Here is a 22,635-nt window from a genome sequence, read left to right as displayed (position 1 = left end):
AGAAAACGGGTGAAATCTACGGAAAACGTAAGGTAGACGTAGAGCCAGTTTTTGGATTTTTGAAGGCTAATTTGCGTTTCACTCGAATGTCCGTGAGGGGCAAAGAGTGTGTGGAAAATGAATTAGGATTTGCCTTCCTGGCCGTGAACTTGAGAAAGTACACGGCCAGAAACGGAAACCGTCTAACCAATGATAAGATAAACTCAGTAAAAAAGGGTTCCGGTCATCAAAATTCGATGACCGGAACCCTTTTTTACGTTTTCGACTGGTTATGTCCCAGCCTCTTTTTTACATGGGAATGGCTTTATAGAGTTATCCCCCACTGACCGGAGGAATAAAAGCAATCGTATCTCCCTCGGTGATTGTTGTATCCTCAGGAGCAAATTCTTCATTGACTGCCATCATACAATTGTTCACTTGGTCGAGCGAATATTCGGAGCGGACTTTTTCTTTCACTTCTCCTAAAGTCATCCCTGCTGCTGCTAATCTTACTTCATCCGTTCCAATCGCTTCCTTCAATCCCGCAAAAAATAAGAGTGTATTCATTTGATTTCCTCCTTTAACGGAACTCCCGGCCGGACCTCTTTTTGGTCTCCAATCCATTCTTCGCCGTCTTCCCAATGCTCTTTTTTCCAAATGGGAACGATCTCCTTGATCCTTTCTATTGCATAGCGGCTGGCTTCATAAGAGTCGTTCCGATGCGGCGTAGATACGGCAATGATTACAGCAATATCCGTAATCTCAAGACGTCCGATCCGGTGGGCAATGGCTACTTCTGCGCTCGGCCATTGCTGCTCGATTTCTTTGGTGATTTGTTCTAGTTTCTTTTCCGCCATTTCTTTATATGTCTCATATTGTAAGAAAAGTGTCCGTTTGCCCTTCGTGAATTCTCTTACCGTGCCGATAAACGTATTCACGGCACCCGCCTCTCTTCTAATTACCCTTTTTGTTACTTCTTCAATCTCAAGTGGTTCTGTGGTAATCCAACATTGTTGCTCCATTAAGCCCCCTCCTTCGCTAAACGATAGACTTCTGGTAAGCGCTTTCTCCACTCTCTGAGCGATACGGCAGGAAAGGATACCTGATCAACCATGCGCTCATCCCAGCAAATGACTAATTGGATGTTCGTCAACTGTTCAAGCAGAGGCAGATCTTCTTCCCTTTTTATGATGACAGCTTTCGGAAAGTCTTCCTGCTTGTATCCTTCCACAGCAATTAGATCAGGAGAAAAATGCTGATATATGTTCACGAGTTGTGTAAGCGGAAAGTCATCTTCGTGAGATAATTCAAGCTGAAATCTCCGAGGGCTATCCACTCCTGTCATAAAAGCGCCTGATTCATGCAGACGATAACTATCTGTATCAAGGTGCATGACCTTCAGCGGTTCCTCATGGCCATGATGCTTGATCGCAGCTACTTTCTCTCCACGGTCCGTTCCATAGGCAATCAAATCTGAAAGCAATGATGTCTTTCCACTGTTTTTGTAACCGACAATCTGAAAAACCGGCGTTTCGGCCATTCGTCTTCCCTCCTTGGTAATCACTCGCACACGTTTAATAACAATGGGGCTTGGATGATGTGCACTGGACCGCGAACGGAACAGAAAAGGCAACGCTCTTCGCCGGATCTAACTTCCTTTGTTATGTAAAAACCCCTACCGTCGTTCACACGGCAGGGGCACAGCTTCCATAAATCAATCTGGAATTCCAAGAGCTATCTTCGCATAACGGCTCATACGATCTTTGGTCCAAGGTGGATTCCAAACGATATTGACCTTTATTTCATTCAATTCAGGCAAGTCAGCAAGAGATCGTTTGACGTCCTGTTCGATATGACCCGCAAGCGGGCAGCCCATAGCCGTTAAAGTCATTGTTACCGTTGTGTCGCCATTGTCATCTATATCGACGCCATAGACCAAACCTAAGTTGACGATATCAATGCCGAGCTCAGGGTCAATGACATTCTCAAGGGCACCCATTGCATTTTCTTCAAGTGCAGTTGTACTCACATTAGTTCCCCCTTCACAATTCTTCAAACTCTATTATAAACAAAATTTCAAAGAGAATAAAATATTCCCACTGGTTACAATACTAACTCCAACCAATTGACCATTTCGAGCACCGCAAAACGGCTGACTTTATGATCACGCCCGACCTCTCTCAAAAAACGAATATTTTCAGGGTTCTTATATTGATCGATGGCTTCATTATAAAAATCATAGGAATGCTCGAACGGAACAACTGGATCCGCATCGCCATGCCAGAAAAACAGTGGACGACCATAAAGTTTATCCATTTGCTTAGAAAGGTCAATGCCTTCAAGTGATCTGTATAGTTCATCAAGGTCTGCTTCTTTCAGAGGGAGTGAAATCCCGGAGTTTTCTATGTCCTGTATGAGCTTTTTGGCAAATTCAACAGGCTTGGGTGAGCCCATCATAACAGCAGAAGCTTGAATCCAAGGATACATCGTCAATGCAGCACTCGTCGTAATACCGCCCATAGACGTTCCGCCGACACCGATGCGTCGATCTTTGATAAGATCCTGGCGATCGAGTTCATCTTTTATATCTTGAAGCTCTTTCAAATTTTGATACACGATATCCCAAAACTTGAAGTTCAGTTCCTGTTTCGGCAGTTCATCATCACGTTCTCCATGATGAGCGCTATCAGGAAGGATGACCCGATACCCCTTTTGAGCAAGGAGATAAGCTTGGGGTAAGTTATGCTCTTTTGCGGAGGTAAACCCATGGAAGTAGATGAACACGGGCAATGGCTCGTCTTGTTTCGTCGAATCGACAACAGTTAGAGCAGGTATATTCTTATAAGTATTACGGTAAATCCCAATCATTGTTCCTATTTCCTTTCTCCAAAAAACTTTACGTTTTGTTTAAGTTGTGTTTATAAATGGTTTATATAATATTTATCGTAACACTGCCATCTTTAATTGGAAAGTGTTAGGTAGTCACAAGGGAAATTCTTTACAATCCACTGTTCTCCCCGATAAACTATACATACAAATGAGGTGAAGATTATGGAACAACATCTGATTGCTTTAGATTTAGATGGAACATTGTTAACCGATGAGAAAGTCATTAGTGAAAAAACGAAAAATACAGTCCTCCAAGCTATGAAGCAAGGTCATATCGTAGTCATAGCGACTGGAAGACCACACAGGGCGAGCATCGATTATTATCATGAACTCGGCCTCGATACACCTATGGTAAACTTTAACGGAGCACTGATTCACCATCCGAAAGACCACCGCTGGGATGCCATTCACTCTCCTTTAGGTATCCGTACAGCTCATAAAATCATTCACACCTGTCAGGAGCTCGGTGTTAAAAACATTCTTGCTGAAGTGAAAGATGATGTGTATTTAGATCAATATGACGAGGAAATCATGAGTATTTTCCAAACAAAAAACGATCCCATTACAGTCGGGCGTCTTCAATCAAACTTGAAAGAAGACCCTACCTCCATTCTCATCCATCCGGAAGAAGAAAAAATTCAAAGGCTTCGCGATGAACTGGACGATCACGCTTCTCTGATCGATCACCGTAAATGGGGTGCTCCCTGGCATGTCATTGAAATTGTAAGGGCAGGCATGAACAAAGCCGTCGGTCTGGATAAGATCGCTCGTTACTTTCACGTCCCGAATGATCGCATTATCGCCTTCGGAGATGAAGACAATGATTTTGAAATGATTGATTATGCCGGTGTGGGTGTAGCGATGGGAAATGCCATTAATGAACTGAAAGACCTTGCCAATCACGTCACCCATACAAATGAAGAAGATGGAATCGGCGAATTCCTCGATGACTATTTGAAAATAAACAAGCGTGCGATATAAGGTACATTTTTCCTCGCGTAAAAAGAGGCCCTCCTGCCATACTAAGCTTGAACGTGAAAGCGTTCAGGCTTTTTTATGACAGGAGGGTCTTGTCATGGAGCAGCAAAAGAAAACCAATCGTAAACAGGATCGCTGGACAGAAGTTCGAAAATTCGACGAAAGCGAGATGGAGCCGAGAAGGCTTTCAGAAGCGAATCGTAAAGAAATCGAATCTGATCAGCATACGGTAGGAGGGTTTTAACCATGGAGAAAAACCTTTTTGAAAACGCTCGCGATGCGGTCAACCGTTTCACCCAAAAACGTGGGGGCAAACACGACGCGACTAGCCAACATGATATGGAAGCCGCGAAACAAGCGATTCAGTCTGCCTATAGCCAATGTTCTCAAGAAGAGAAACAACAGCTACAGCAGTTTGAACAAGAAGTGGAAGCTCATCACAACAACTTACGATAACCATCGTAGAGGATCAGGCCGTTTACAAACGGCCTGATCTTTTTTCAATTAAAACTCCCTTTTCTTGAAGACTCAGTTTCGAGATGTTTGTTGAGTGGATGGGGGCTGCGGTGAATAGCTCGCCCACGGAAAGCGAACTGTTTCCCGCAGCCCCTAAACTCCCACAAAAGTCTCGAAATCAAGTCTTCAACAATCCTGCCATATTGTTGAAGAACTATGAGTAATAATAAGTGTTTTTATTTGAGTGTGGTTGAGGAAGTTATAAACTTGTCTATTCGGGTATATAATGAGTACCCCCTAATGATTTTCTAAATACATCGAAGCGCCCGATTGAGTGCACAATCGGGCGCTTCGATGTGTTTATGGACAAATTTCTTCTAAACTTTTCACTACTTGGAGGTTGGGATAGTCAAACTCCACATCCGTCGGCTGAACAAAAACAGCTTTCATCCCCATATTTAACGCAGGTGCGATCTCATTAAGAAAATTATCTCCTATGGAGACGACTTCTTCAGGGTTCAAATTGTACCGATCCAATATGGCCTGGAAGTGCTCCTCAGTCTTTTGCGGTTTGAATGCTGAAAGAATATGATCATGAAATAACCCGGAGAGGTCGATTCTGTTTAATATATTCTCTACATCATAATCCTCACTGTTCGTTAAGAGAACGAGCAGCTTTTCCTCTTTCCACCTTTCAAGCGCTGCTTTCAGCCCTTTTGTTTTAGACATGAGAAACTCTTCAGTCGTCATGAAATCTTTCGTTTTCACATAACATTCACGGGCTTCTTCAATTCCAACCCCATAGTGCATGGCTACCGCGAAAGGTAACCACCATCCATCTCCGATAGCTATAAGCCGCTCAAAATCGTATTGAAGTGGATGTGCATACGCCTTTCCTACCGCTTCTCTATCCCACAAGTCTCCATACCATGAGGTCACTTTTTCCACTTTATTCGTGAATGGGTCTACGGACACAATCGTATCTTGCTCCATGTCATACACTTTACCGATCGTAAGTAAATGCTCCCCATTTAATATGGCCTGATAATCTTCATCAAAATTCACTTGATCATTTTGACTCACCCGTTCTTTTAAAAGGTCCGCATAGTATTGGAAATGTTCGACATCCTCATACAACGTTCCATCAAGGTCAAAAATTAAACACTCCGCTTTTTCAATCAAGATTTTAACCTCCCACGAAACTTTTCAAATATCTTTGTTGGAGAAAAAGCTTCAGAAAATGATAATGACATGGATATATTTTAATCATTTCATGCTCCTTAAGGATGAATAACCTTTTGGAATGACACCGTCAGAAACCCACCCCCATATCAATCCTTTTCTCTGTTTATTTGATTAGACAATCGAGTGTCACAGGGGGTTTCTTTTCCATCCTCATCTTCTCCTTATCACCCTTAAACCATTCCGGAGTACTATAAAGAGAGGAGGAATGAACATGAGCAGTAAGAACAACCACACCCTAATCGGTTCTTGGATCGTTGCGGCGGGGACCGTGGCTTCAGCCATAAATGCTTCGATCAATGCTAATACAGGTGACGATGATGAGGGTCTTAATCTCATCGGGAATACATTGCAGGCAACTGGAAATGGAGTCGTTGCCAGTGATTCAGGATCCATCCTCTCTGCGTCAGGGAATATCATTCAGGCAGCAGGAAACTCTACGATCATTTACAGTATTCTAGCGGACTTAGAAAGAAGAGACGATCTGAACCTTGTGATAAAAGGAAATCTGTTACAAGCCTTAGGCGGGCTTATTGGATTCTCTGAAACATACGAAGCGGATCCTACTTTGGAGTATGCTTACAAATTAAACGGAGAATTATTAGAAGTCGTTGGGAACTCTATCCAGGCTATTGCAGCACGACGTGAATTGGAAGGAATGGAGGCCAGCCATTTTTCTGCCCTCGGAAGCTGGATTCAAGCGATCGGGGCCATTATTGTAGCCCTTACCATCACTAACCAGGAATGGAGGAGAGCATAAAATACATAAAGGCCGGGAGCATTCCCGACCTTCTACTCGAATCTGTAATACGATTTTTTTAATGTGAATGCATATAGGACATGCCCGATCAGCCAGAATAAAATCGCTGTCCCATCTGTTAAAGCAGGGGTTTCTTTAATGGCGAGAATCGTCAACGGTACATAGGTGGTGGCAGCAAAGGCAGTGAGGAGAATGGCAAGGCCCCACCGGTTCCGATTGGTTTCCTTCAACTTACGCATAAAGGCATAACTATATAGGATACCGATGATCCAGGAAATGATCATGTGGAAAAGCCACTCCATCAAAACAGGCCAATCGATGTCACCGATAACAGGGATAAAGTCCACATTCATAAGCAATGTGTACACTTTCTTCCCTGTTATTTTCTCTACAAACCACATATACAACCCAAGAACAATTCCTGATGTTGTCCCTATAAAGATTCCCCATCGAAACATAAGCATCCTCCAAGGTTTTAGTAAGCTTCCTGTTTCCTAAGTTCCCTTAATAGCATCTCTAAAACCTGCCTGAGCTCTCGATAATCCCCTTCGAGCATACGGAAGTAAAGAGCCCTCATAAAGTGCTTGCTGTTATTGATGATGATATCCTCATTCGGGTTCTGCCAGCTGTCACGAATATAGAGCAATGTTTCCAGCCATTCGACCCGCTCTGCATGACTGATTTTACCGAACATTTTCATAACCGCTGTCACCATCCGCTCCTCTTCATCAAAGAGATAAGGATGATCAATCATAAACTGCTCTCTGATTACAGGCAGCATCTCCAGGATTTCTTCTTTTGTAATTTCTTCACATGCAGCGACACTGTAGATCGCATCAGCCGCATGGGCCATCGCATGAGCCCATCCTTTATCTTTCACATACCCGCGGTGGTCTTTTTCTTGCTGCATATATTTTTTCAAGTGATCCCAAACACGGTGGACTTCTTCTTCCTTCAAAAATGGGGAATGTCTGTGCTTTTCCATGATGGGCGGGATCAGCAATACAGAAAAACTGCGTTTAAACACAGCATCCTCTTCTTTCTTCGAAGTTCCAATTCTGTAGAATAAATAGTTTTTATTCAACACAGACTGCAGAATATTCTTTAACTGTTCATTTGAATAATGGCCACGTTCAATAAACCTCGTAAATATGTTATGGATCAAATCATCTCGCAATACAGGATGGACAGATCCGATTTTTTGTAGCATCATAGTGGTGAGCTCTTGTAAGTTCTGACCTTCAGGTAGCGTGTAATCATTATCTTTAATCGGCTGCAACACTTCGATCAATCTTGATTCCATTGCACACACCTCCTAAACATTGTTCTCATTGTACCACAGTTGCAGGGCAATCATATATGCATGAGGTTCAGAGTTTTGAAGGTTATTATTTTTTGATAAAATAAGAAGAGACGTAACAGAGGAGGATACTATTATGGCAATTCAAGTACAGGAAACACCAAACCCTAATGCACGCAAATTCACGACTGAGTCTATGATATTCCAAGGGGACGGCAGCGTGTCTGTCATGCCTGGTCAAACCAGCGAGCACAAAATCATGAATGATTTGATGGAACTGGACGGCGTCGATAACGTTTTCGGCTTCCAAAACTTCATCACAGTCAATAAGCTCCCTCAGGCTGACTGGGACGAGTTGACTCCTAAAGTGATGAGTACACTAGAAGAATACGGCTATTAAAAAAAATCCGCCATGATGGCGGATTTTTTTATTCTTCCGGCTGGAAGTTCTCTAATGGGATGTAATTCACATTCGTCGGACTTCCATCTTCTGCACTTTCTTCAAACAATGTAAGGGTCAGTGTCCCAAACATCGGCAGATCTTCTTCAGGAATATCAATCTCAAGCTCGAATGTCGACCATGTCGGGGCACCTTCATCGACCTGGAAGGCTGTTGGTTCTACTTGCACATTATGACCGTCTTCGACACTGTACATGAAGTTTCCTTCAAAGACACGTGCCTCTCCCTTAACGACATAGGAACCTTTTTCTCCTGTGACGGTTATATCACGGAAAGCCTGGCCATCTCCATCATGTTGAGAGGTTGGTGCTTCTTTTTCAGAATCTTCTTCTGCTGACTCTTCTTCCTTCTCTGTGTTCTCCTCAATCGTAAAGCTTTGAGTCACTTGGAAAGGATTCGCTTCCAATGGCTGGTCATTGATTGTATTCACAAGAAACGTCATCGTCGCTTCATAATTTCCAGGTTTTTCGATTCCCGTCCACGTTTCTTTCACATCAAAGACATCCCCTTTCGCCAATTCCTCTGTCGTCAATTCTTGGGTGAACATTTTATCAGCAGAGAAGGTGTAAACACTCTCTCCTGCTTCATTCTTGACCTGCACTTCATACTTTTGACTGGAGGTAAATCCAAGCGTGACCGGCTCTTCCCCTGCATTTTCCAAAGAAAAGTTGAAGGTTGCCGTGTCTGCTGTCGTGTCCACTGTTGCGTCCATGGCTATTTTTTCAATAAGACCTTCCATATCGACTTCTGGTTCTTGTTCAGATGGTTCTTCCGTCATCTGATCCTCCTTTTCTTCTCCACTCGCTTCATTTTCGGTTTCATTTCCACATGCTGCTAACGAAAGCACCATGGCTCCTAACAGAATGGCCAAAAACTTTTTCATGACCCCACTCCTCTATTTTTTTCTATTTAATATATGAGTCGTATGTTTATGGAAAAGGTTACACTATTAGTCATCTTTTCTGAAGAAACCGAAAATACCAGTCGTTTGGACAATGTTCGTGAACGCTTGAGGATCCACTTCCTGAATAATATGCTGCAAATCATAGAGTTCATATCTTGTTATAACCATGACAAGCATATTTTTATCCTGCTGCGTAAAAGCTCCTCTCGCTGGCAATGTGGTAATTCCACGTACCATGTGACCATGTATGGCTTTTTCTAAATCGGCTGCTTTCGATGTAATGATCATCGCCGTCAGTTTCTCGTGACGTGTATGGACCGCATCAATGACCCTTGTAGTCACGTATAAAGTCAGTAAAGTGTAGAGCGCATTCTCAGGCTCGTACAATAACCCTGCAATTGCAATAATCGCACTATTAAGTATAAGAAAATAAATGCCGATCGGGCGGTCTTTCATCCGGGACAGAACCATCGCTACAATATCGAGACCACCGGTGGAAGCACCCCACTTCAAGGTAATCCCAACACCCATTCCGCCTATAACTCCACCAAACACAGCATTAAGGATAATATCTCCCGATAACTGTTGAACAGGAATCAATTCTAGAAATAACGTGGTAAAAGCGACCGATATCGCACTGTAGACCGTAAAACCTCTTCCTACTTTCAGCCAACCAAGAATGGCAACCGGAATGTTAAGTAAGAATAGTAGGATACCTGTACTGACCGGTATACCGGCAAAGTCATTCAAAATACTTGTGAGCAACTGGGCAACCCCTGTAAACCCACTCGCATAAACATTGGCTTCAATCAAGAATAAATTCAGTGATACCGCATTCAACACGGCGCCGAACAGAACAATCAATATACGTTTTATTTCAACTGTGAACAATAGCGAACCTCCTTGCCTAAATTCATCTATTCATTTTTATCACCGTAGTAGAGTAAAATCAAGATAATTTTGGTAGAATCATGTAAAGTTTTGTCGGATGGTTTGCAAAAAGTATATTTTGACTATCTCACGGTTTGTGCCTAAACTAAAAGTACATCCTAAAAAATAGAAGGTGACGCGTATGCATGTACAAGTATTGTGTGATTCTGCAAGTGATTTGAACCAAGAAATGTTCGAGCAGTTTTCTGTCCAATCCCTTCCTTTAAAAGTCATCATTAACGAAGAAGAATATGAAGACGGCATCGACATCGCTCCAAAAGAAGTCTACGATCGGATGCGGAATGGGGAGGCACCTAAAACGGCGCAAGTATCCCCTCAAGCTTTTCGAGAAACGTTCGCTACTTTAGCTGAAAAAGGGCAGCCTTTCATTTATTTCGCTTTCTCTTCCGAACTATCAGGTACATACCAAACGGCAAAGATGATTGAACAAGAAGTAAAAGAAGAATATGAGGACGCCCAATTTGATGTGATCGATACAAAAGCCGCTTCCCTTGGCTACGGACTGATTGTTCTTAGAGCTGCAGAATTGGCAAAGGAGGGCGCTTCTTACAATGAAGTGCTTGAAATTGGACAATACCACTCCACTCATATGGAACACATCTTCACAGTCGATGACCTGGAGTACTTACAGCGCGGTGGCCGTGTAAGCCGAACGGCCGCATTTGTTGGCGGGTTGCTGAAAATCAAACCCCTATTGCATATGGAGGAAGGAAAACTCATTCCTCTTGAAAAAATCCGCGGTTCAAAAAAAGTATTGAAACGTATGCTCGAAGTCATGGATGAACGTGGAGCAGACTTTCAAAACCAACGGATGGCCATCAGCCACGGCGACGACCTGGAAAGAGCCAAACAGCTCGCTGAAATGATCAAAGAAACCTATGGGACAAAAGAAATTCACATTGATTATGTGGGAGCAACCATTGGAGCCCATGCCGGACCAGGCACCATTGCCCTATTTTTCTTGAATGACACTTATAAATAAACATTCCCAAATACATGTAACCCTACTCCCTTAATTACGACTAATGAGTTAAGTGCGGAAGTGTCCTGGTAGACACGACAAGCATAAGTCAGGCCACGTCGTGGCGATTTTTGCCACAGAGTGGAATGACTTATGTCTCGAGTGTCTGGACACTGAAGCCGGATAACTAAAGGCGCAGGGAGGTTGGAATTGCTCTTTCTATGGAGAGCGATCCTCCTCCTGGCTTGCTAAGTCTAATTTAGGGGGTCTTTTTATGTACAGAAAAAGAATAACGATCTTACTTATTTTCACCCTCATCATGCTGCTCGCCGCGTGCAGCGGAGAAGACAGCAGCGAAGAAATCACAAGTGAAGAATCCACAAGTGAAAGTAATGTTGACAGTGCTAATGACTCGATGAACACAGAGACAGAAGATGCATCGAAAAGTGGACTATCGGAAGCAACAGAAAACGAAACGGAGCAGACGCAAGCTCAGCAAGAAAGAATGATGATCTACGAAGCACACATCGATCTTGAAACCAAAGATTTTGACAAGTTCCAACAAAATCTCCAATCACAAATGAGTGAACATGAAGCTTATATGGTGGAGACCAATGTTCAAAGGACCGAACGAGGAAACAGGCAAGGTCATATTCGAATCCGTGTCCCTCAATCGAATTTCCAAAGTTTGTTAAGTGGCTTTGAGACCATATCAGACCAAATCAAATCCAGGAATATCAATAGTAGAGACGTGACCAAGAATTACGTGGACCTTGAATCCAGGTTGAAAGCAAAGGAAGAAATCGAAGCAAGACTTCTAAGTTTTTTGGAAGAAGCCAGCGCCACGGAAGACTTAGTGAAAATATCCCAGGATCTTGAACGCGTACAATCAGACATTGAATCTCTTAAAGGCGAGATGAACTATTTAGAAAATCAAAGTGACTTTTCCACCATAACCATTTCCTTTACTGAAACCAAGGTCCTCGTCGGTGGGGTCGATCAACAAGATTTGAACACATGGGATCGAACGAAACAAGCCTTTTTCAACAGCATCAATGGAATAGCAAATGTCGCTTCCTGGTTGTTCGTAGCAGCAGTCGGTTACTCACCAGTCCTTGTTCCGGTGCTAATCGTTATCGCCCTATGGATGTGGCGTCGCAAGAAAAAAAAGAACAGATCTGATGACGAATAAATGCATTCCCCATGGTGTCTGATTGGGTCAGAGGACGTTGAACGGGAGATAAAGGACATTAAACTAGAGTTAGGGGACATAAAACAGTAGAAAGAGGACATTCACCCGTAAGAAGACCACCAAACAGAAAAACAGGCCCGGGTCCGGGCCTGTTTTTTGTTAACCTTTATTCTCCTTACGATTCTTCAAACTAATCGCCGTGACCGCTATGACAAACAAAGAGAGTACACCACCGACAAATCCTATAAACAACCAGTTGTAGCCGCTATTGGGCTCTACAATAAAGACATCGGCTGTTTCACGTTCCATACCAAGGCGGTAGGAGCCATCGTTTTGCTGACGGACAAGGCCATCGTGAAGCAAGCCTCTCAACTGATGATCATCCTCCAGCCCTTCCAAGGTCATTGTTCGGGTCTCTTCCGCATTATTGATTGCAATAATCATCTCATTATCCTCATACGTGCGTTTGAAAACGGCAAGCCCGTCCTCGTTGTACAGTTCACGATAATCCCCTCTGGTGAGGGCTGGAAACTGTTCTCTCATCGAAGTCAGTTTTTCGATCCGTTTTTTCTGCTTTTCATCCCCGGCCTTAAAATTCATCATTGGGAGGTTTTGCGGATCTCCCCCATCATCTAATGGGGTTTCCGTTCCGTAGTAAACGACTGGGACTCCCGGGGCCGTAAAAACATACGTTAAAGCCAGCTGCCACCTTGTGATGGGGTTTTGTCCTTCTACAACAGCTTCATGTGTAAAACGGGACACATCGTAAAAATCCAGCTGGTGGGGCTTTGTAAGATCCTCTTCTGTTAACAGATCGTTTAAAGAGTTTCCTGCTTGATTAAAAGCTTCCCTTGTCACAGTTCTGAACGTGTGATCCTCTTTAATAGACGAGGTGTACATGATTAACGGATTATTCTGTAAAGTTGTTTCACTTAAATCCGAACCATTCGTAATGATTCTGAAACCATCCACCCCTGTTTTTTCTTTCCAAAAATCCATGGTTTCCTGGAAGTAAGTGCCTACCCCTTCCTGATTCACATCAACTTGAAGCAATTGATTAAACCACGGATGCTCGCTGGATACCTCTTCTCCTGTCAACCACTCAGACTTTGCATCATTCTCTGCCCAGGGATGGTTTTCAGATACAAATCCTATAGGAAGATCAAATATCACTTTTATATCGCGGGCATGAGCTTCTTCCACAACTTGCCTCGCTTCTTCCATCGTCCCGAAATGTTCCTCAACATTACGGAAGTCTGAAACATGGAAACCGTGGTAGCTATCTCCATCATTCTGCATGATCGGGGAAAGTTGAATAGTAGTAAAACCCAATTCTTTTATGTAATCCAACTGATCGACAATCCCTGATAGATCACCGCCATGATAAGCATCGGAATCTTCCAAATCTACACCCTCATTGTTGTTCATGTCTCCGTTCATAAATCGATCAACAACAATATAATAAACGCTTTCATCCTGCCATTGCCTCTCTTCGCTTTCTTGAGACTCTGCCACCATAGGCAACCCTAGCAAAAACGGGAGGCATGCCAACAGCATTATTGTTCTTTTCATCTTCTGTGTCCCCCTTACAGATGTCATACCTCATTCTAGAGTAGCCCTTCCTACCTTCCTCCGTCAATCTCCTGCTCAATTCTCCAAGAAATTGACACAGGTCTCCCTCTCTCCATTAAAAAAACAGACCCACGAAAGGTCTGTAGGAAGCAGATTCAAATTCCAAATATAATAACTAAACATAAGCTCCCGATTGTGGAAGACTCAGTTTCGAGATGTTTCCGGGCTTCGTTTGCCATAATTGGGAGTCAGGGGTGGTTGGGAAGATACTCGCTTTCCTGTGGGGATGACGGCAAGCCTCCTCGTGCTTCGCTCTGCGGGGTCTCGCCAGCCAATCTATTCCCACGGGAGTCTCGCAGCTTCCCAACCACCCCATTCGATGTATGTGAGAAACGAAACCCTCTATCATGATGGGACGTCTTACTCCCCAATCAGAATTTGGTGAAAAGCGCTTTACATCAAGCTTTCACCATCGGAATGATCAATGGGGGAAGCTTTAATTTATCTACTTCGATTGAGCATACAAGCAGAGATTATGAGAAGTGGTTTCGAGAGACCACACATGGTAAAGGGGCGGAGGGGAATGGCGAGACTCCTACCTTAAGTGTGGAGGCGCCTTGGTCAGCGGCGTATGGACTGGACTGAGCTGGCGGAGATAAAGGAAACACGAAGAACGGAGTGATTCGATGTTGACTTATCGTACAGAAGCGAGGGAAGTCTCACTAGCCGCTAGGCGCCGGAACCGGATATATAAGAGGAAAAAAGTGCAGGGTGAGACCCCACAGAGCGAAGCTCGAGGAGGCTCACCGCGCTCCCGCGGAAAGCGACTCATTCCCCGCAGCCCTACCCACTCAACAAAAGTCTCGAAACTGAGTCTTCCACAATCCTGCCATATTATTGAATAACAACAATTCTTTTAGAAAGAGATACGTTTGTAGGCTTGCATCATGTTTTGGTTGTGTTGGTCAGATCCGTCGACATTTCCACTTTTGAAAACAGGGGGCGTTTCTCCGATTTCCTCGATTCTCTCAATCGTTTTTGTCATAAGTTCGTGTAAAATTCCCGCTCCTACTACAGAAGAAACGGGTGAATAAGATCGAGCTCCCTTTTGCATGATCGTATCCCCCACAGGAACTTCCATGTCGATGACATCATCTACGACATCCTCAAGTCTCTGGTTGCTGCTGTGACGTGAAGGTTGACTTTGTGAATAACAGAGTGAGGTCAACGCCACGGTGTACAAACCTAATTCCCTACAGTAAATGGCTGTTTCTATAGGGGCTGGATTTCGACCAGAAGTAGAAATAATCAGGACCGCATCTTTTTTCTGCAAATCTTCCTTTTCCAAATACTGCTGAACCACTCCAGGTTTACGTTCACTTTCACTGGCCTGCCTTGCTCCTTGATGTAGCATCAATTCTTCGATCCATATTGGATGTACAGGTACAAGTCCTCCCGCCCGGTAAAAAACGTCCTGAGCGAGTAAACTGGAATGGCCACAACCAAATGTATGGATGATTCCTCCTGCTTGAATGATTCGGGAGAGGTTTTTACTAATTTTAACGAAGTTATGGAACTGGGAAGATTCAATCTCCAACAATTTCTGGGAAACTTTTGTTAAATAGCTCATCTCGGACTCCTTATCGGTCAATATCTGTGATGAATTTATACCGATCGGCACGGTAGGTAGATTTAACGACCTCAAACGGAACACTTTGAGCAAGAAAACTTTTCCGTTCGATATGAAGTACCGGCGAATGAGGAGAAATGTTCAAGTATTCAGCTTCTTCTTCATCTGCTGCACGTGCCTCGATAATCTGGCGTGCTTGACTAATGGCCATGCCTAAATCGTGCTCTACATATTGATAAATAGACCCATGCACAATATCTTCGGTTAAATGCGGCAGCAATTCCTGAGGCATAAAAGTAGTTTCGATTGCCATTGGTTTGTCGTCTGCGATCCTTATTCGCTGGATACAGTACACTTTTCCCTCCTCGCTTAAATCCAGTTTTTTACGGACGTCTCTTGGTGCTTCAATGACATCAAAGGCCAGCAGTAGGCTGCTCGATGTCATTCCTCTCCGCTTCATATCTTCCGTAAAACTTGTCAAACCTTTAAGCGGCTGTTCGATTTTCTTTTCTGCGACATACGTCCCTTTTCCCTTTTCACGATAAAGGACACCTGCGTTCACTAAATTCGTCACTGCCTGTCTTACGGTCATGCGACTGACTTCAAAACGCTCGGAAAGCTCACGCTCGGACGGAATCATTTTACCGACCTCAAACTCTTTTTCTTCTATTTTTTGTTTCAAGTACTCTTCAATCTGATAATACAGTGGTAACGGAACGTTTTTCTTTAACAAAGGATTCATCCTTTCCGTTGGACTTTCTTATACGCATCCTCATCAACAATTAAAGTAAGGTCATCATGGTTTTTCAGTGAAGAAGCAGGAAACTGTTCGTCAGGCTCACCATGAATCAGTTGGCAAATGGCGTCCGCTTTTCGTTCACCGGAAGCCAACAGAATGATTTTTTTACTTTTCATTATGGAACGGATGCCCATCGTAATCGCCTTCGTCGGTACATCTTCCATAGATTCAAAGAAACGGGCATTGGCTTCTCTTGTTGAATGTGTCAAGTGCACAATATGGGTCTCACTATCAAAGGAAGTGCCTGGTTCATTAAAACCGATGTGGCCATTTTCTCCAATCCCGAGAAGCTGTAAATCAGGGGGGCCGACCGTGTCAATCACTTCTTCATAACGTCTGCATTCTTGTTCCAACCCTTCTGTTTTTCCATAAGGGATGTACGTGTTCTTTTTATCAATGTTGATAAACTGAAAGAAGTTTTGATTCATAAAATAGCGGTAGCTCTGATGGTGCTCGGGGTCCAGACCAACGTATTCATCTAAATTGATCGTAGATAAAAAACGGTAATCCGCACGCCCCTCCTTATAACTCCTAATTAATTCTTTGTAGGTACCAAGAGGTGTTCCGCCTGTAGCTAAGCCTAGCACAGCATCAGGCTTCTTTGTAATTTGTTCTTCAATCATCTGGGAAGCCGCCTGACTCATTTCCTTATAATCCTTTGCAACGATGATGTTCATGATGCTTCCCCCTTACCATTATAACTGATGACTCCACGGCAAATCGTTGTCATCACGCAACCCTCTTCATCCAAAAGGACGAGGTCTGCATCTTTCCCTTTCGTAATACTCCCTTTTCGGTCATATACCCCAAGCTCATGAGCTGCATTGGCAGAGGTCATTTTAACCAATTCATTGAGATCAACACCGGCAAAGGTGCGCATTTTCCGAGCTGCCTCTTCTAAGGTTAATATACTGCCCGCAAGTGTACCGTCAGAGAGGCGGGCTTCTCCATGATTCACCGTCACATCCTGTCCGGCAAGATCATAGGTGCCAGCAGGAAGGCATTTGGCCCTCATTGCATCTGTAATTAGGATCGTTCGGTCACTTCCAAGGATCTGATAGGCTAATCGGACCGCTTCCGGATGGATGTGGATGTGATCGACAATCATCTCAACAAGAAGCTCCGGGTTCGTAAAAGCAGCACCAACCAAGCCCGGTTCCCTGTGGTGCAGACCACTCATTTGATTATATAAATGTGTCACATGGCTTGCCCCTTTTTCAACCGCATCATTCGCTTCGGCCAAGGTGGCTTCGCTATGTCCCAAAGAACAGATGACTCCTTTTTTCCTAACCTCTTCAATAAATGGAAGAGCTCCTTCCAATTCAGGAGCTAAGGTTACGAGTTTGATCTGTTGTTGACTTTCGTTTTGCCATTGTTCAAAAAGGTCGAGAGATGGTTCAGTAATATGCTCCACAGGCTGAGCCCCAGCTTTGGATGGTGAAATAAAGGGACCTTCAAGGTGTATTCCAAGAACTTCTGCTTGCCCATCTCTTTGCTGTTTTTCTATATACGTCCCTGCATTTATGACTGCTTTAGAAATCCTCTCTCTTGATTGCGTCATCGTTGTGGCCAAAAAACTCGTTGTCCCTTCCTTAGGGAGCTGAGCCGCCACCCCTTGTAAAGCTTCCATCGTAGCGTCCATGACGTCATGACCATTCGCCCCATGGATGTGTACGTCAATGAAGCCTGGAAGAAGTGTAAGGTTTCTGCCTGTCCCATCAATGACAGAATCCCCATCCTTAACCACGAAGCCTTCATGAATTTCTTTTATTCTCCCATCGCTAACTGTTACAGATCCAGAGGGGATCGTCCCGTTTTCCGTCACAACGGTTACATTTGCAATCACCAGATCACTCATTTCCTTTGCCTCCTTCCTCTACTCTCATTATCCCTTTTTGTCCTTTTTCCAGATATCCATTTTTCAAAAGTTCCACCGTTGCTCCTTCAGCATTCGTGAAGATGAATGGTGTCACTACAGAAGGCGCATTCGTTTTGACAAAATCAAGGTCCACACGCAGCAATGGCGTTCCTTGTTCCACCTTCTGTCCAGACTCAACTAGGGCTTCAAACCCATCTCCATCAAGCTTGACCGTATCCAAACCAACGTGAATCAGCATTTCCAATCCATTCTCAAGCTCAAGACCGATGGCATGCTTCGTAGGGAAAACTTGAAGGACTTTCCCGTTCACAGGTGAATGGAATGTTTCCTCAGACGGATCAATGGCAAAGCCTGGCCCCATCATTCCTTGGGCAAAAACTTCATCTGGGACTTCAGAGAGAGGAAGTACGTTTCCATTCAACGGCATTTGAAAATCTTCTTCTTTTACTTTCCTTGATGGAACCTTTTCTGCTTCTTGTTCTACAGGTGGGACTTTTTCATCCTGTACACCTTCAGGAACGTGATGACCATGTTCCATCTGTTTTTTCATCGCATCAGCGACAAACTCAACAGAAGTACCTACAATCACTTGAAGGTTTCTTTTTCCTAGTTTCATGACTCCACGGGCACCTTGACGCTTCAACTCTTTTTCATCGACTTTCTCTCGGTCTCTCATTTCAAGACGGAGACGAGTGGTGCAATAATCCAATGTTTCAATATTTTCAGGTCCACCTAACGCATGTAGATAGTGGTAAGCTTTCGCATCATAATCACTGCTTTCTGTTTCTGTGGACCCCTCTTCAATTTCCTCATCTTCTCTCCCTGGTGTTTTCAAATCCAGTTTGACAATAAGGAAATAGAAAATCACGAAATAAATCGCTCCCATAAACAATCCGATTAAAATCAAAGTAAATGGATTTTGTGCAATATTGTAGTTCAGTAAATAGTCAATCAATCCAGCCGAAAAACCGAAACCATGTCTGACATCAAACACAAAAGCAAGAATCATCGACACACCGGTTAGTAAGGAGTGAACGACATATAAAAGTGGAGAAAGGAACATGAAAGAAAATTCGATCGGCTCGGTAACCCCTGTAATAAAAGAGGTCAAACCGATACTCAAAAACATTCCTCCGACTGCTGCTTTTCTCTCTTTTTTTGCTGCCGCATACATAGCTAGACATGCAGCCGGCAGACCGAACATCATGACAGGGAAAAAGCCAGCCAGGAAGTAACCTGCAGAAGGGTCACCATTTAGGAAACGATTGATTTCCCCGCGCACAACCTCTCCAGCCTCTGTCGTGAATGTACCGAAATCAAACCAGATCAAAGCATTCATTACGTGGTGTAAACCTACCGGAATAAGCAGACGGTTCAGCACGCCATAGACACCTACTCCAAGTTCTCCCCCGTTCAAAATCCAGTTGGCCGTAGAATCAAGAACGGCTTGTGGATACACCCATACATATCCGAAAACAAAGGAAAGCACGACCATAACTGCTGAGGTGATGATCGGAACAAAGCGTTTGCCTCCGAAGAAAGAAAGGAAGTCCGGGAACTTTACATCATTGTACTTGTTGTACAACATTCCCGCGATGACACCAGCTATCACACCGGCAAAAACCCCCATATCCACATCCTTATTTATAGCCTCTATTCCACCATCAAGGACCAAATAACCAATAGCACCTGCTAGAGCAGCCGCTCCATTCCCATCTTTCGCAAACCCCATCGCAATACCGATGGCAAATATAAGAGCCAAATTTCCGAGAATTCCGTTACCGGCTGCCGTAATAAAAGGAATATCCAACATATCTTCCATCCCTAAACGGACAAGCAAAGCCGCAGCCGGCAATGTTGCGATCGGAAACATTAATGATTTACCTATTCGTTGTAAAAAACTTAGCATCGTCGCTAGCCTCCTTCAAATTGAAAACGTTTTACTGAAGTCATCTTATCACCACGGTTTATAGTTGTCTATACCAGTAAATAATGTTTGAATATTCTACAAAATTACATAGGAACATTCTTACTATCTACATTTTCTGCACATTTCTATGTTTTAACCTTATTCAATAATAAGACAGGATTCTTGAAGACTCAGTTTCGAGACTTTTGTTGAGTGGATGGGGGCTACGGGGAATAACTCGCTTTTCGCGGGGCCCTACACGAGGTGGGGTCGTTCGATGTTGGCACAGGACGTGCCGATCTTAATCGAACTTCCTCTGTTCTCTTGAGCCTCCTCGGACACCGTCCTGTGGGGTCTCACCTAGCACTCTCTTCCCGCAGGAGTCTCGCCATTCCCCTCCGCCCCTTTGCCATGTAAGTGTCTCGAAACTATTTCTGGAAACGCTGCTTGTGTACTCTAGCTAAATGGATAATATCCTACTCTCTAAAGTAGTCATCCAAAGCCCGAAAGCCTGATATAGAGCTCCTTATGTCTACTTCTGAGTATGATGTGAACCTCCTCATCTTGGCAAAGAGGTTCGTTTCTGTTCCACATGGAATGGGGTGGTTGGGAAGCTGCGAGACTCCCGTGGGAGAAGGAGAAAGGCGAGATCCCACAGGGCGCAGCCCGAGGAAGCTCGGCGCTCCCCCACAGGAAAGCGAGTAGCTTCCCGACCACCCCTGACGCTCAAAAAAAGCAAACGAAACCCGGTTATTTCGAAACTGAGTCTTCAAGAAAAGGGAGGATATGTGGGAGCGGAGAATGGAAAAACCGCCCTGAGTGAGGGCGGTTTGGTTAGAAGGTGACTTTGTAGGTTCTGAGCCAGTGGTCAATCTGGCAAAGATGAGCAATGAGCTGCGGCCCTGTCATAAGCTGACCGAACCAAGGCGTATCAATCGACTTCCCTTCCGAATCATTTAATTTCCGCACTTGATCACGATCAAAAATATCAAACAGAGGCGCATTCGGATCCACAAGCGTCTCTTCCATCCACATACAAACAGCTTTTGTATAGTCAGGGTGGAAGGTTTTCGGATACGGGTTCTTTTTCCGGAAGAGTACTTTATCCGGCAAAATCCCTCGCAACGCCTGACGCAGGAGACCTTTCTCCTGATCATTATGAAACTTCATGCTCCATGGCACATTCCATACATATTCAACAAGACGATGATCGCTGAATGGTACACGTACCTCAAGACTCGCCCCCATACTCATCCGGTCTTTCCGCTCCAGCAAGGTCTGCATAAACCAGTTCATATTCAAGTAAGACATTTGTCTGTGCTTCTTACTATCTTCATCCTCACCTGCAAGCAGCGGTGTTTCTGCAACGGTTTCCTGATATCGTTTCAACATATACCATTCAATATCAATATCCCTTTTTAAGTCTTGACGGACAAGGCTAACCCTCTCATTGAGAGAGCGAATCCAAGGAAACCCTTTTCTCTCTTTATCTTCTTTCCGGTAAAACCAAGGGTACCCTCCAAAGATTTCATCTGCACATTCCCCGGAAAGGGCAACAGTCACATGGTTTTTAATTTCCTCACAAAACCACAATAAAGATGAATCCACGTCCGCCATTCCGGGCAGATCCCGGAGTTCCACCGCCCGCTTCAAACGCGAAACAAGGTCCTCCGTCCTCGCTTCCATAACGGAGTGTTTTGTTTGATTTTGGGCACTGACAAGATTGATGAACGCCTCATCCCGATCTGGTTGAAATGCATTCTTTTTGAAAAATTTCTCTTGGTCTTTATAGTCGATGGAAAACGTCTGCAGTGCGCCTAATTGATCTTGTTTATATTTTTCAGCGGCCACGGCCGTGATGGCACTAGAATCGACACCTCCAGATAAAAATGTTCCAAGTTTCACGTCAGAAACGAGCTGACGCTGCGAAGCATCCATAAATAATTCGCGTACGCGCGCAACCGTCTCATCAAATGAATCTTCATGTGGAGCACTCTCTACGTTCCAATACCTGTCGATCTTTAATTTCCCATTTTCAAAGACAGCTCGATGACCAGGGCGAATTTCATTGATTTCCTGAAAAATTCCCTCCCCTGGAGTTCTCGACGGCCCCAAAGATAAGAGTTCATGGAGACCATTACTGTCTACTGCAGATGAAACCTCAGGATGGGCTAATAAGGCTTTCATTTCAGAGGCAAACATGACCCCGTCCCCTCTGTCACTGTAAAAAAGCGGCTTGACCCCCAAACGGTCACGGGCTAGAAAAAGCCGTTCTCGCTTTTTCTCCCAAACACTGAACGCAAAGATGCCATTCATATAGTCAACACATGCGGGTCCCCATTCCATGTAACTGACGAGGACCACTTCGGTGTCTGAATGGGATTGGAACGTCCATCCTTTTGCCTTCAGTTGGTCTCTGACATCATCTGTATTGTAAAGCTCTCCGTTATAGCATAAAATGTATTCTTCATCCCTGGCCTTGCGGATCATCGGTTGTTTACCTCCGGCAGGGTCTACAACAATCAAACGTTGGTGACCGAACGCAGCCGGACCCTCGATCCATTTCTGGTAATCATCAGGCCCGCGGTGCTGCAACGTGGTTGCCATCCGATCCAATATCGAAGCCTTTTCCTCTGTTTTATGTGCTGCATCGATCCATCCGACAATTCCACACATCTAGCCTCACCATCCTTTTTCAGTACGAAATGCGCAAGTCACGCTCCAGCGCTGGATTTTTACATAAAAAAACCATCATGACTCACTATATGATGGCA

25 protein-coding genes are annotated in these 22,635 nt (G+C 44.1%); 8 read left to right on the top strand and 17 right to left on the bottom strand.

Annotated elements, in window-relative coordinates:
* Positions 1 to 326 (top strand): transposase (locus BLS23_RS21525; protein ID WP_244157262.1); only part of this gene is annotated, 326 nt, incomplete at its 5' end.
* On the opposite strand, the gene moaD is transcribed toward BLS23_RS21525, so the two are convergent.
* From moaD to BLS23_RS17110, 5 genes are all read right to left on the bottom strand, one after another.
* The gene (moaD, locus tag BLS23_RS17130) at positions 313 to 546 is read right to left on the bottom strand and encodes a molybdopterin converting factor subunit 1 (protein WP_089654271.1); all 234 of its coding nucleotides are present in this window, start codon (positions 544 to 546) and stop codon (positions 313 to 315) included. The two genes, BLS23_RS21525 and moaD, sit on opposite strands and share 14 nt — an antisense overlap.
* Positions 543 to 1,001: a molybdenum cofactor biosynthesis protein MoaE gene (locus tag BLS23_RS17125; RefSeq protein ID WP_089654270.1), complete on the bottom strand. Its 459-nt coding sequence runs from the start codon at positions 999 to 1,001 to the stop codon at positions 543 to 545. The genes moaD and BLS23_RS17125 overlap by 4 nt, the downstream gene beginning before the upstream one ends.
* Positions 1,001 to 1,519: a molybdopterin-guanine dinucleotide biosynthesis protein B gene (gene mobB / locus BLS23_RS17120; protein ID WP_089654269.1), complete on the bottom strand. Its 519-nt coding sequence runs from the start codon at positions 1,517 to 1,519 to the stop codon at positions 1,001 to 1,003. The genes BLS23_RS17125 and mobB overlap by 1 nt, the downstream gene beginning before the upstream one ends.
* A 174-nt stretch (positions 1,520 to 1,693) precedes the next feature.
* The gene (locus BLS23_RS17115) at positions 1,694 to 1,978 is read right to left on the bottom strand and encodes a metal-sulfur cluster assembly factor (RefSeq protein WP_089654274.1); all 285 of its coding nucleotides are present in this window, start codon (positions 1,976 to 1,978) and stop codon (positions 1,694 to 1,696) included.
* A gap of 104 nt (positions 1,979 to 2,082) precedes the next feature.
* On the bottom strand, positions 2,083 to 2,847 hold the full coding sequence (locus BLS23_RS17110; RefSeq protein WP_089654268.1) for an alpha/beta fold hydrolase: 765 nt from the start codon (positions 2,845 to 2,847) through the stop codon (positions 2,083 to 2,085).
* Between the two features lie 183 nt (positions 2,848 to 3,030).
* Between BLS23_RS17110 and BLS23_RS17105 the strand changes: the two genes are divergently transcribed.
* From BLS23_RS17105 to BLS23_RS17100, 3 genes are all read left to right on the top strand, one after another.
* Entirely contained in the window at positions 3,031 to 3,849 is an 819-nt protein-coding gene (locus BLS23_RS17105; RefSeq protein ID WP_208599192.1) for a Cof-type HAD-IIB family hydrolase, read from the top strand.
* 94 nt (positions 3,850 to 3,943) lie between these two features.
* Positions 3,944 to 4,090: a hypothetical protein gene (locus tag BLS23_RS21840; RefSeq protein ID WP_167356111.1), complete on the top strand. Its 147-nt coding sequence runs from the start codon at positions 3,944 to 3,946 to the stop codon at positions 4,088 to 4,090.
* A gap of 2 nt (positions 4,091 to 4,092) precedes the next feature.
* Entirely contained in the window at positions 4,093 to 4,302 is a 210-nt protein-coding gene (locus BLS23_RS17100; protein ID WP_089654266.1) for a DUF3813 domain-containing protein, read from the top strand.
* Positions 4,303 to 4,662: 360 nt separating this feature from the next.
* Here the strand turns inward: BLS23_RS17100 and BLS23_RS17095 are convergent, their stop codons facing one another.
* On the bottom strand, positions 4,663 to 5,484 hold the full coding sequence (locus tag BLS23_RS17095) for an HAD family hydrolase (protein WP_167356110.1): 822 nt from the start codon (positions 5,482 to 5,484) through the stop codon (positions 4,663 to 4,665).
* Between the two features lie 274 nt (positions 5,485 to 5,758).
* On the opposite strand from BLS23_RS17095, the gene BLS23_RS17090 reads away from it, so the two are divergent.
* Positions 5,759 to 6,304 carry a DUF6944 family repetitive protein gene (locus BLS23_RS17090; RefSeq protein ID WP_089654264.1) on the top strand — a complete coding sequence of 182 codons (546 nt, stop codon included), beginning with the start codon at positions 5,759 to 5,761 and terminating at the stop codon, positions 6,302 to 6,304.
* 32 nt (positions 6,305 to 6,336) lie between these two features.
* Here BLS23_RS17090 and BLS23_RS17085 read toward each other — a convergent pair whose 3' ends face one another.
* Entirely contained in the window at positions 6,337 to 6,762 is a 426-nt protein-coding gene (locus tag BLS23_RS17085) for a hypothetical protein (RefSeq protein WP_089654263.1), read from the bottom strand.
* A 17-nt stretch (positions 6,763 to 6,779) separates the two neighbouring features.
* Entirely contained in the window at positions 6,780 to 7,607 is an 828-nt protein-coding gene (locus tag BLS23_RS17080) for a DUF2785 domain-containing protein (RefSeq protein WP_089654262.1), read from the bottom strand.
* 133 nt (positions 7,608 to 7,740) lie between these two features.
* Between BLS23_RS17080 and BLS23_RS17075 the strand changes: the two genes are divergently transcribed.
* Positions 7,741 to 8,004, top strand: a complete 264-nt coding sequence (locus BLS23_RS17075; RefSeq protein ID WP_089654261.1) for a NifU N-terminal domain-containing protein — start codon at positions 7,741 to 7,743, stop codon at positions 8,002 to 8,004.
* Positions 8,005 to 8,032: 28 nt separating this feature from the next.
* On the opposite strand, the gene BLS23_RS17070 is transcribed toward BLS23_RS17075, so the two are convergent.
* Together BLS23_RS17070 and BLS23_RS17065 are read right to left on the bottom strand one after the other, a co-directional pair.
* Entirely contained in the window at positions 8,033 to 8,947 is a 915-nt protein-coding gene (locus tag BLS23_RS17070) for a BsuPI-related putative proteinase inhibitor (RefSeq protein WP_089654260.1), read from the bottom strand.
* A gap of 66 nt (positions 8,948 to 9,013) precedes the next feature.
* The gene (locus tag BLS23_RS17065; RefSeq protein ID WP_089654259.1) at positions 9,014 to 9,859 is read right to left on the bottom strand and encodes a YitT family protein; all 846 of its coding nucleotides are present in this window, start codon (positions 9,857 to 9,859) and stop codon (positions 9,014 to 9,016) included.
* 181 nt (positions 9,860 to 10,040) lie between these two features.
* On the opposite strand from BLS23_RS17065, the gene BLS23_RS17060 reads away from it, so the two are divergent.
* Both BLS23_RS17060 and BLS23_RS17055 read left to right on the top strand, forming a co-directional pair.
* Positions 10,041 to 10,901 (top strand): DegV family protein, encoded by an 861-nt coding sequence (locus BLS23_RS17060; RefSeq protein WP_089654258.1) that lies wholly within the window; start codon positions 10,041 to 10,043, stop codon positions 10,899 to 10,901.
* Between the two features lie 253 nt (positions 10,902 to 11,154).
* Positions 11,155 to 12,072 carry a DUF4349 domain-containing protein gene (locus BLS23_RS17055; protein WP_089654257.1) on the top strand — a complete coding sequence of 306 codons (918 nt, stop codon included), beginning with the start codon at positions 11,155 to 11,157 and terminating at the stop codon, positions 12,070 to 12,072.
* A 159-nt stretch (positions 12,073 to 12,231) separates the two neighbouring features.
* Here BLS23_RS17055 and BLS23_RS17050 read toward each other — a convergent pair whose 3' ends face one another.
* The 7 genes from BLS23_RS17050 to asnB all read right to left on the bottom strand — a co-directional run bounded on the left by BLS23_RS17050 (position 12,232) and on the right by asnB (position 22,537).
* Entirely contained in the window at positions 12,232 to 13,644 is a 1,413-nt protein-coding gene (locus tag BLS23_RS17050) for an alpha-amylase family glycosyl hydrolase (RefSeq protein WP_167356109.1), read from the bottom strand.
* A 916-nt stretch (positions 13,645 to 14,560) separates the two neighbouring features.
* Positions 14,561 to 15,274, bottom strand: coding sequence for a sugar isomerase domain-containing protein (locus BLS23_RS17045; protein ID WP_089654255.1), 714 nt, complete (start codon positions 15,272 to 15,274; stop codon positions 14,561 to 14,563).
* Between the two features lie 10 nt (positions 15,275 to 15,284).
* Positions 15,285 to 16,007: a GntR family transcriptional regulator gene (locus BLS23_RS17040; RefSeq protein WP_089654273.1), complete on the bottom strand. Its 723-nt coding sequence runs from the start codon at positions 16,005 to 16,007 to the stop codon at positions 15,285 to 15,287.
* A gap of 5 nt (positions 16,008 to 16,012) precedes the next feature.
* Entirely contained in the window at positions 16,013 to 16,750 is a 738-nt protein-coding gene (nagB, locus tag BLS23_RS17035) for a glucosamine-6-phosphate deaminase (RefSeq protein ID WP_089654254.1), read from the bottom strand.
* Entirely contained in the window at positions 16,747 to 17,931 is a 1,185-nt protein-coding gene (gene nagA / locus BLS23_RS17030) for an N-acetylglucosamine-6-phosphate deacetylase (protein ID WP_089654253.1), read from the bottom strand. Before nagA ends, nagB begins: the two co-directional genes overlap by 4 nt.
* A complete protein-coding gene (gene nagE / locus BLS23_RS17025) occupies positions 17,924 to 19,861 on the bottom strand; it encodes an N-acetylglucosamine-specific PTS transporter subunit IIBC (RefSeq protein ID WP_089654252.1) in 1,938 nt (645 codons plus the stop codon). The genes nagA and nagE overlap by 8 nt, the downstream gene beginning before the upstream one ends.
* Positions 19,862 to 20,695: 834 nt before the next feature.
* Positions 20,696 to 22,537 carry an asparagine synthase (glutamine-hydrolyzing) gene (gene asnB / locus BLS23_RS17015; protein ID WP_089654250.1) on the bottom strand — a complete coding sequence of 614 codons (1,842 nt, stop codon included), beginning with the start codon at positions 22,535 to 22,537 and terminating at the stop codon, positions 20,696 to 20,698.
* Positions 22,538 to 22,635 lie beyond the last annotated feature (98 nt).

This window comes from Halobacillus aidingensis, assembly GCF_900104185.1.
Taxonomy (GTDB): Bacteria; Bacillota; Bacilli; order Bacillales; family Halobacillaceae; genus Halobacillus; species Halobacillus aidingensis.
The sequence above is the reverse complement of the archived record's forward strand: the minus strand, read 5'-3'. Positions and strand labels throughout refer to the sequence as shown.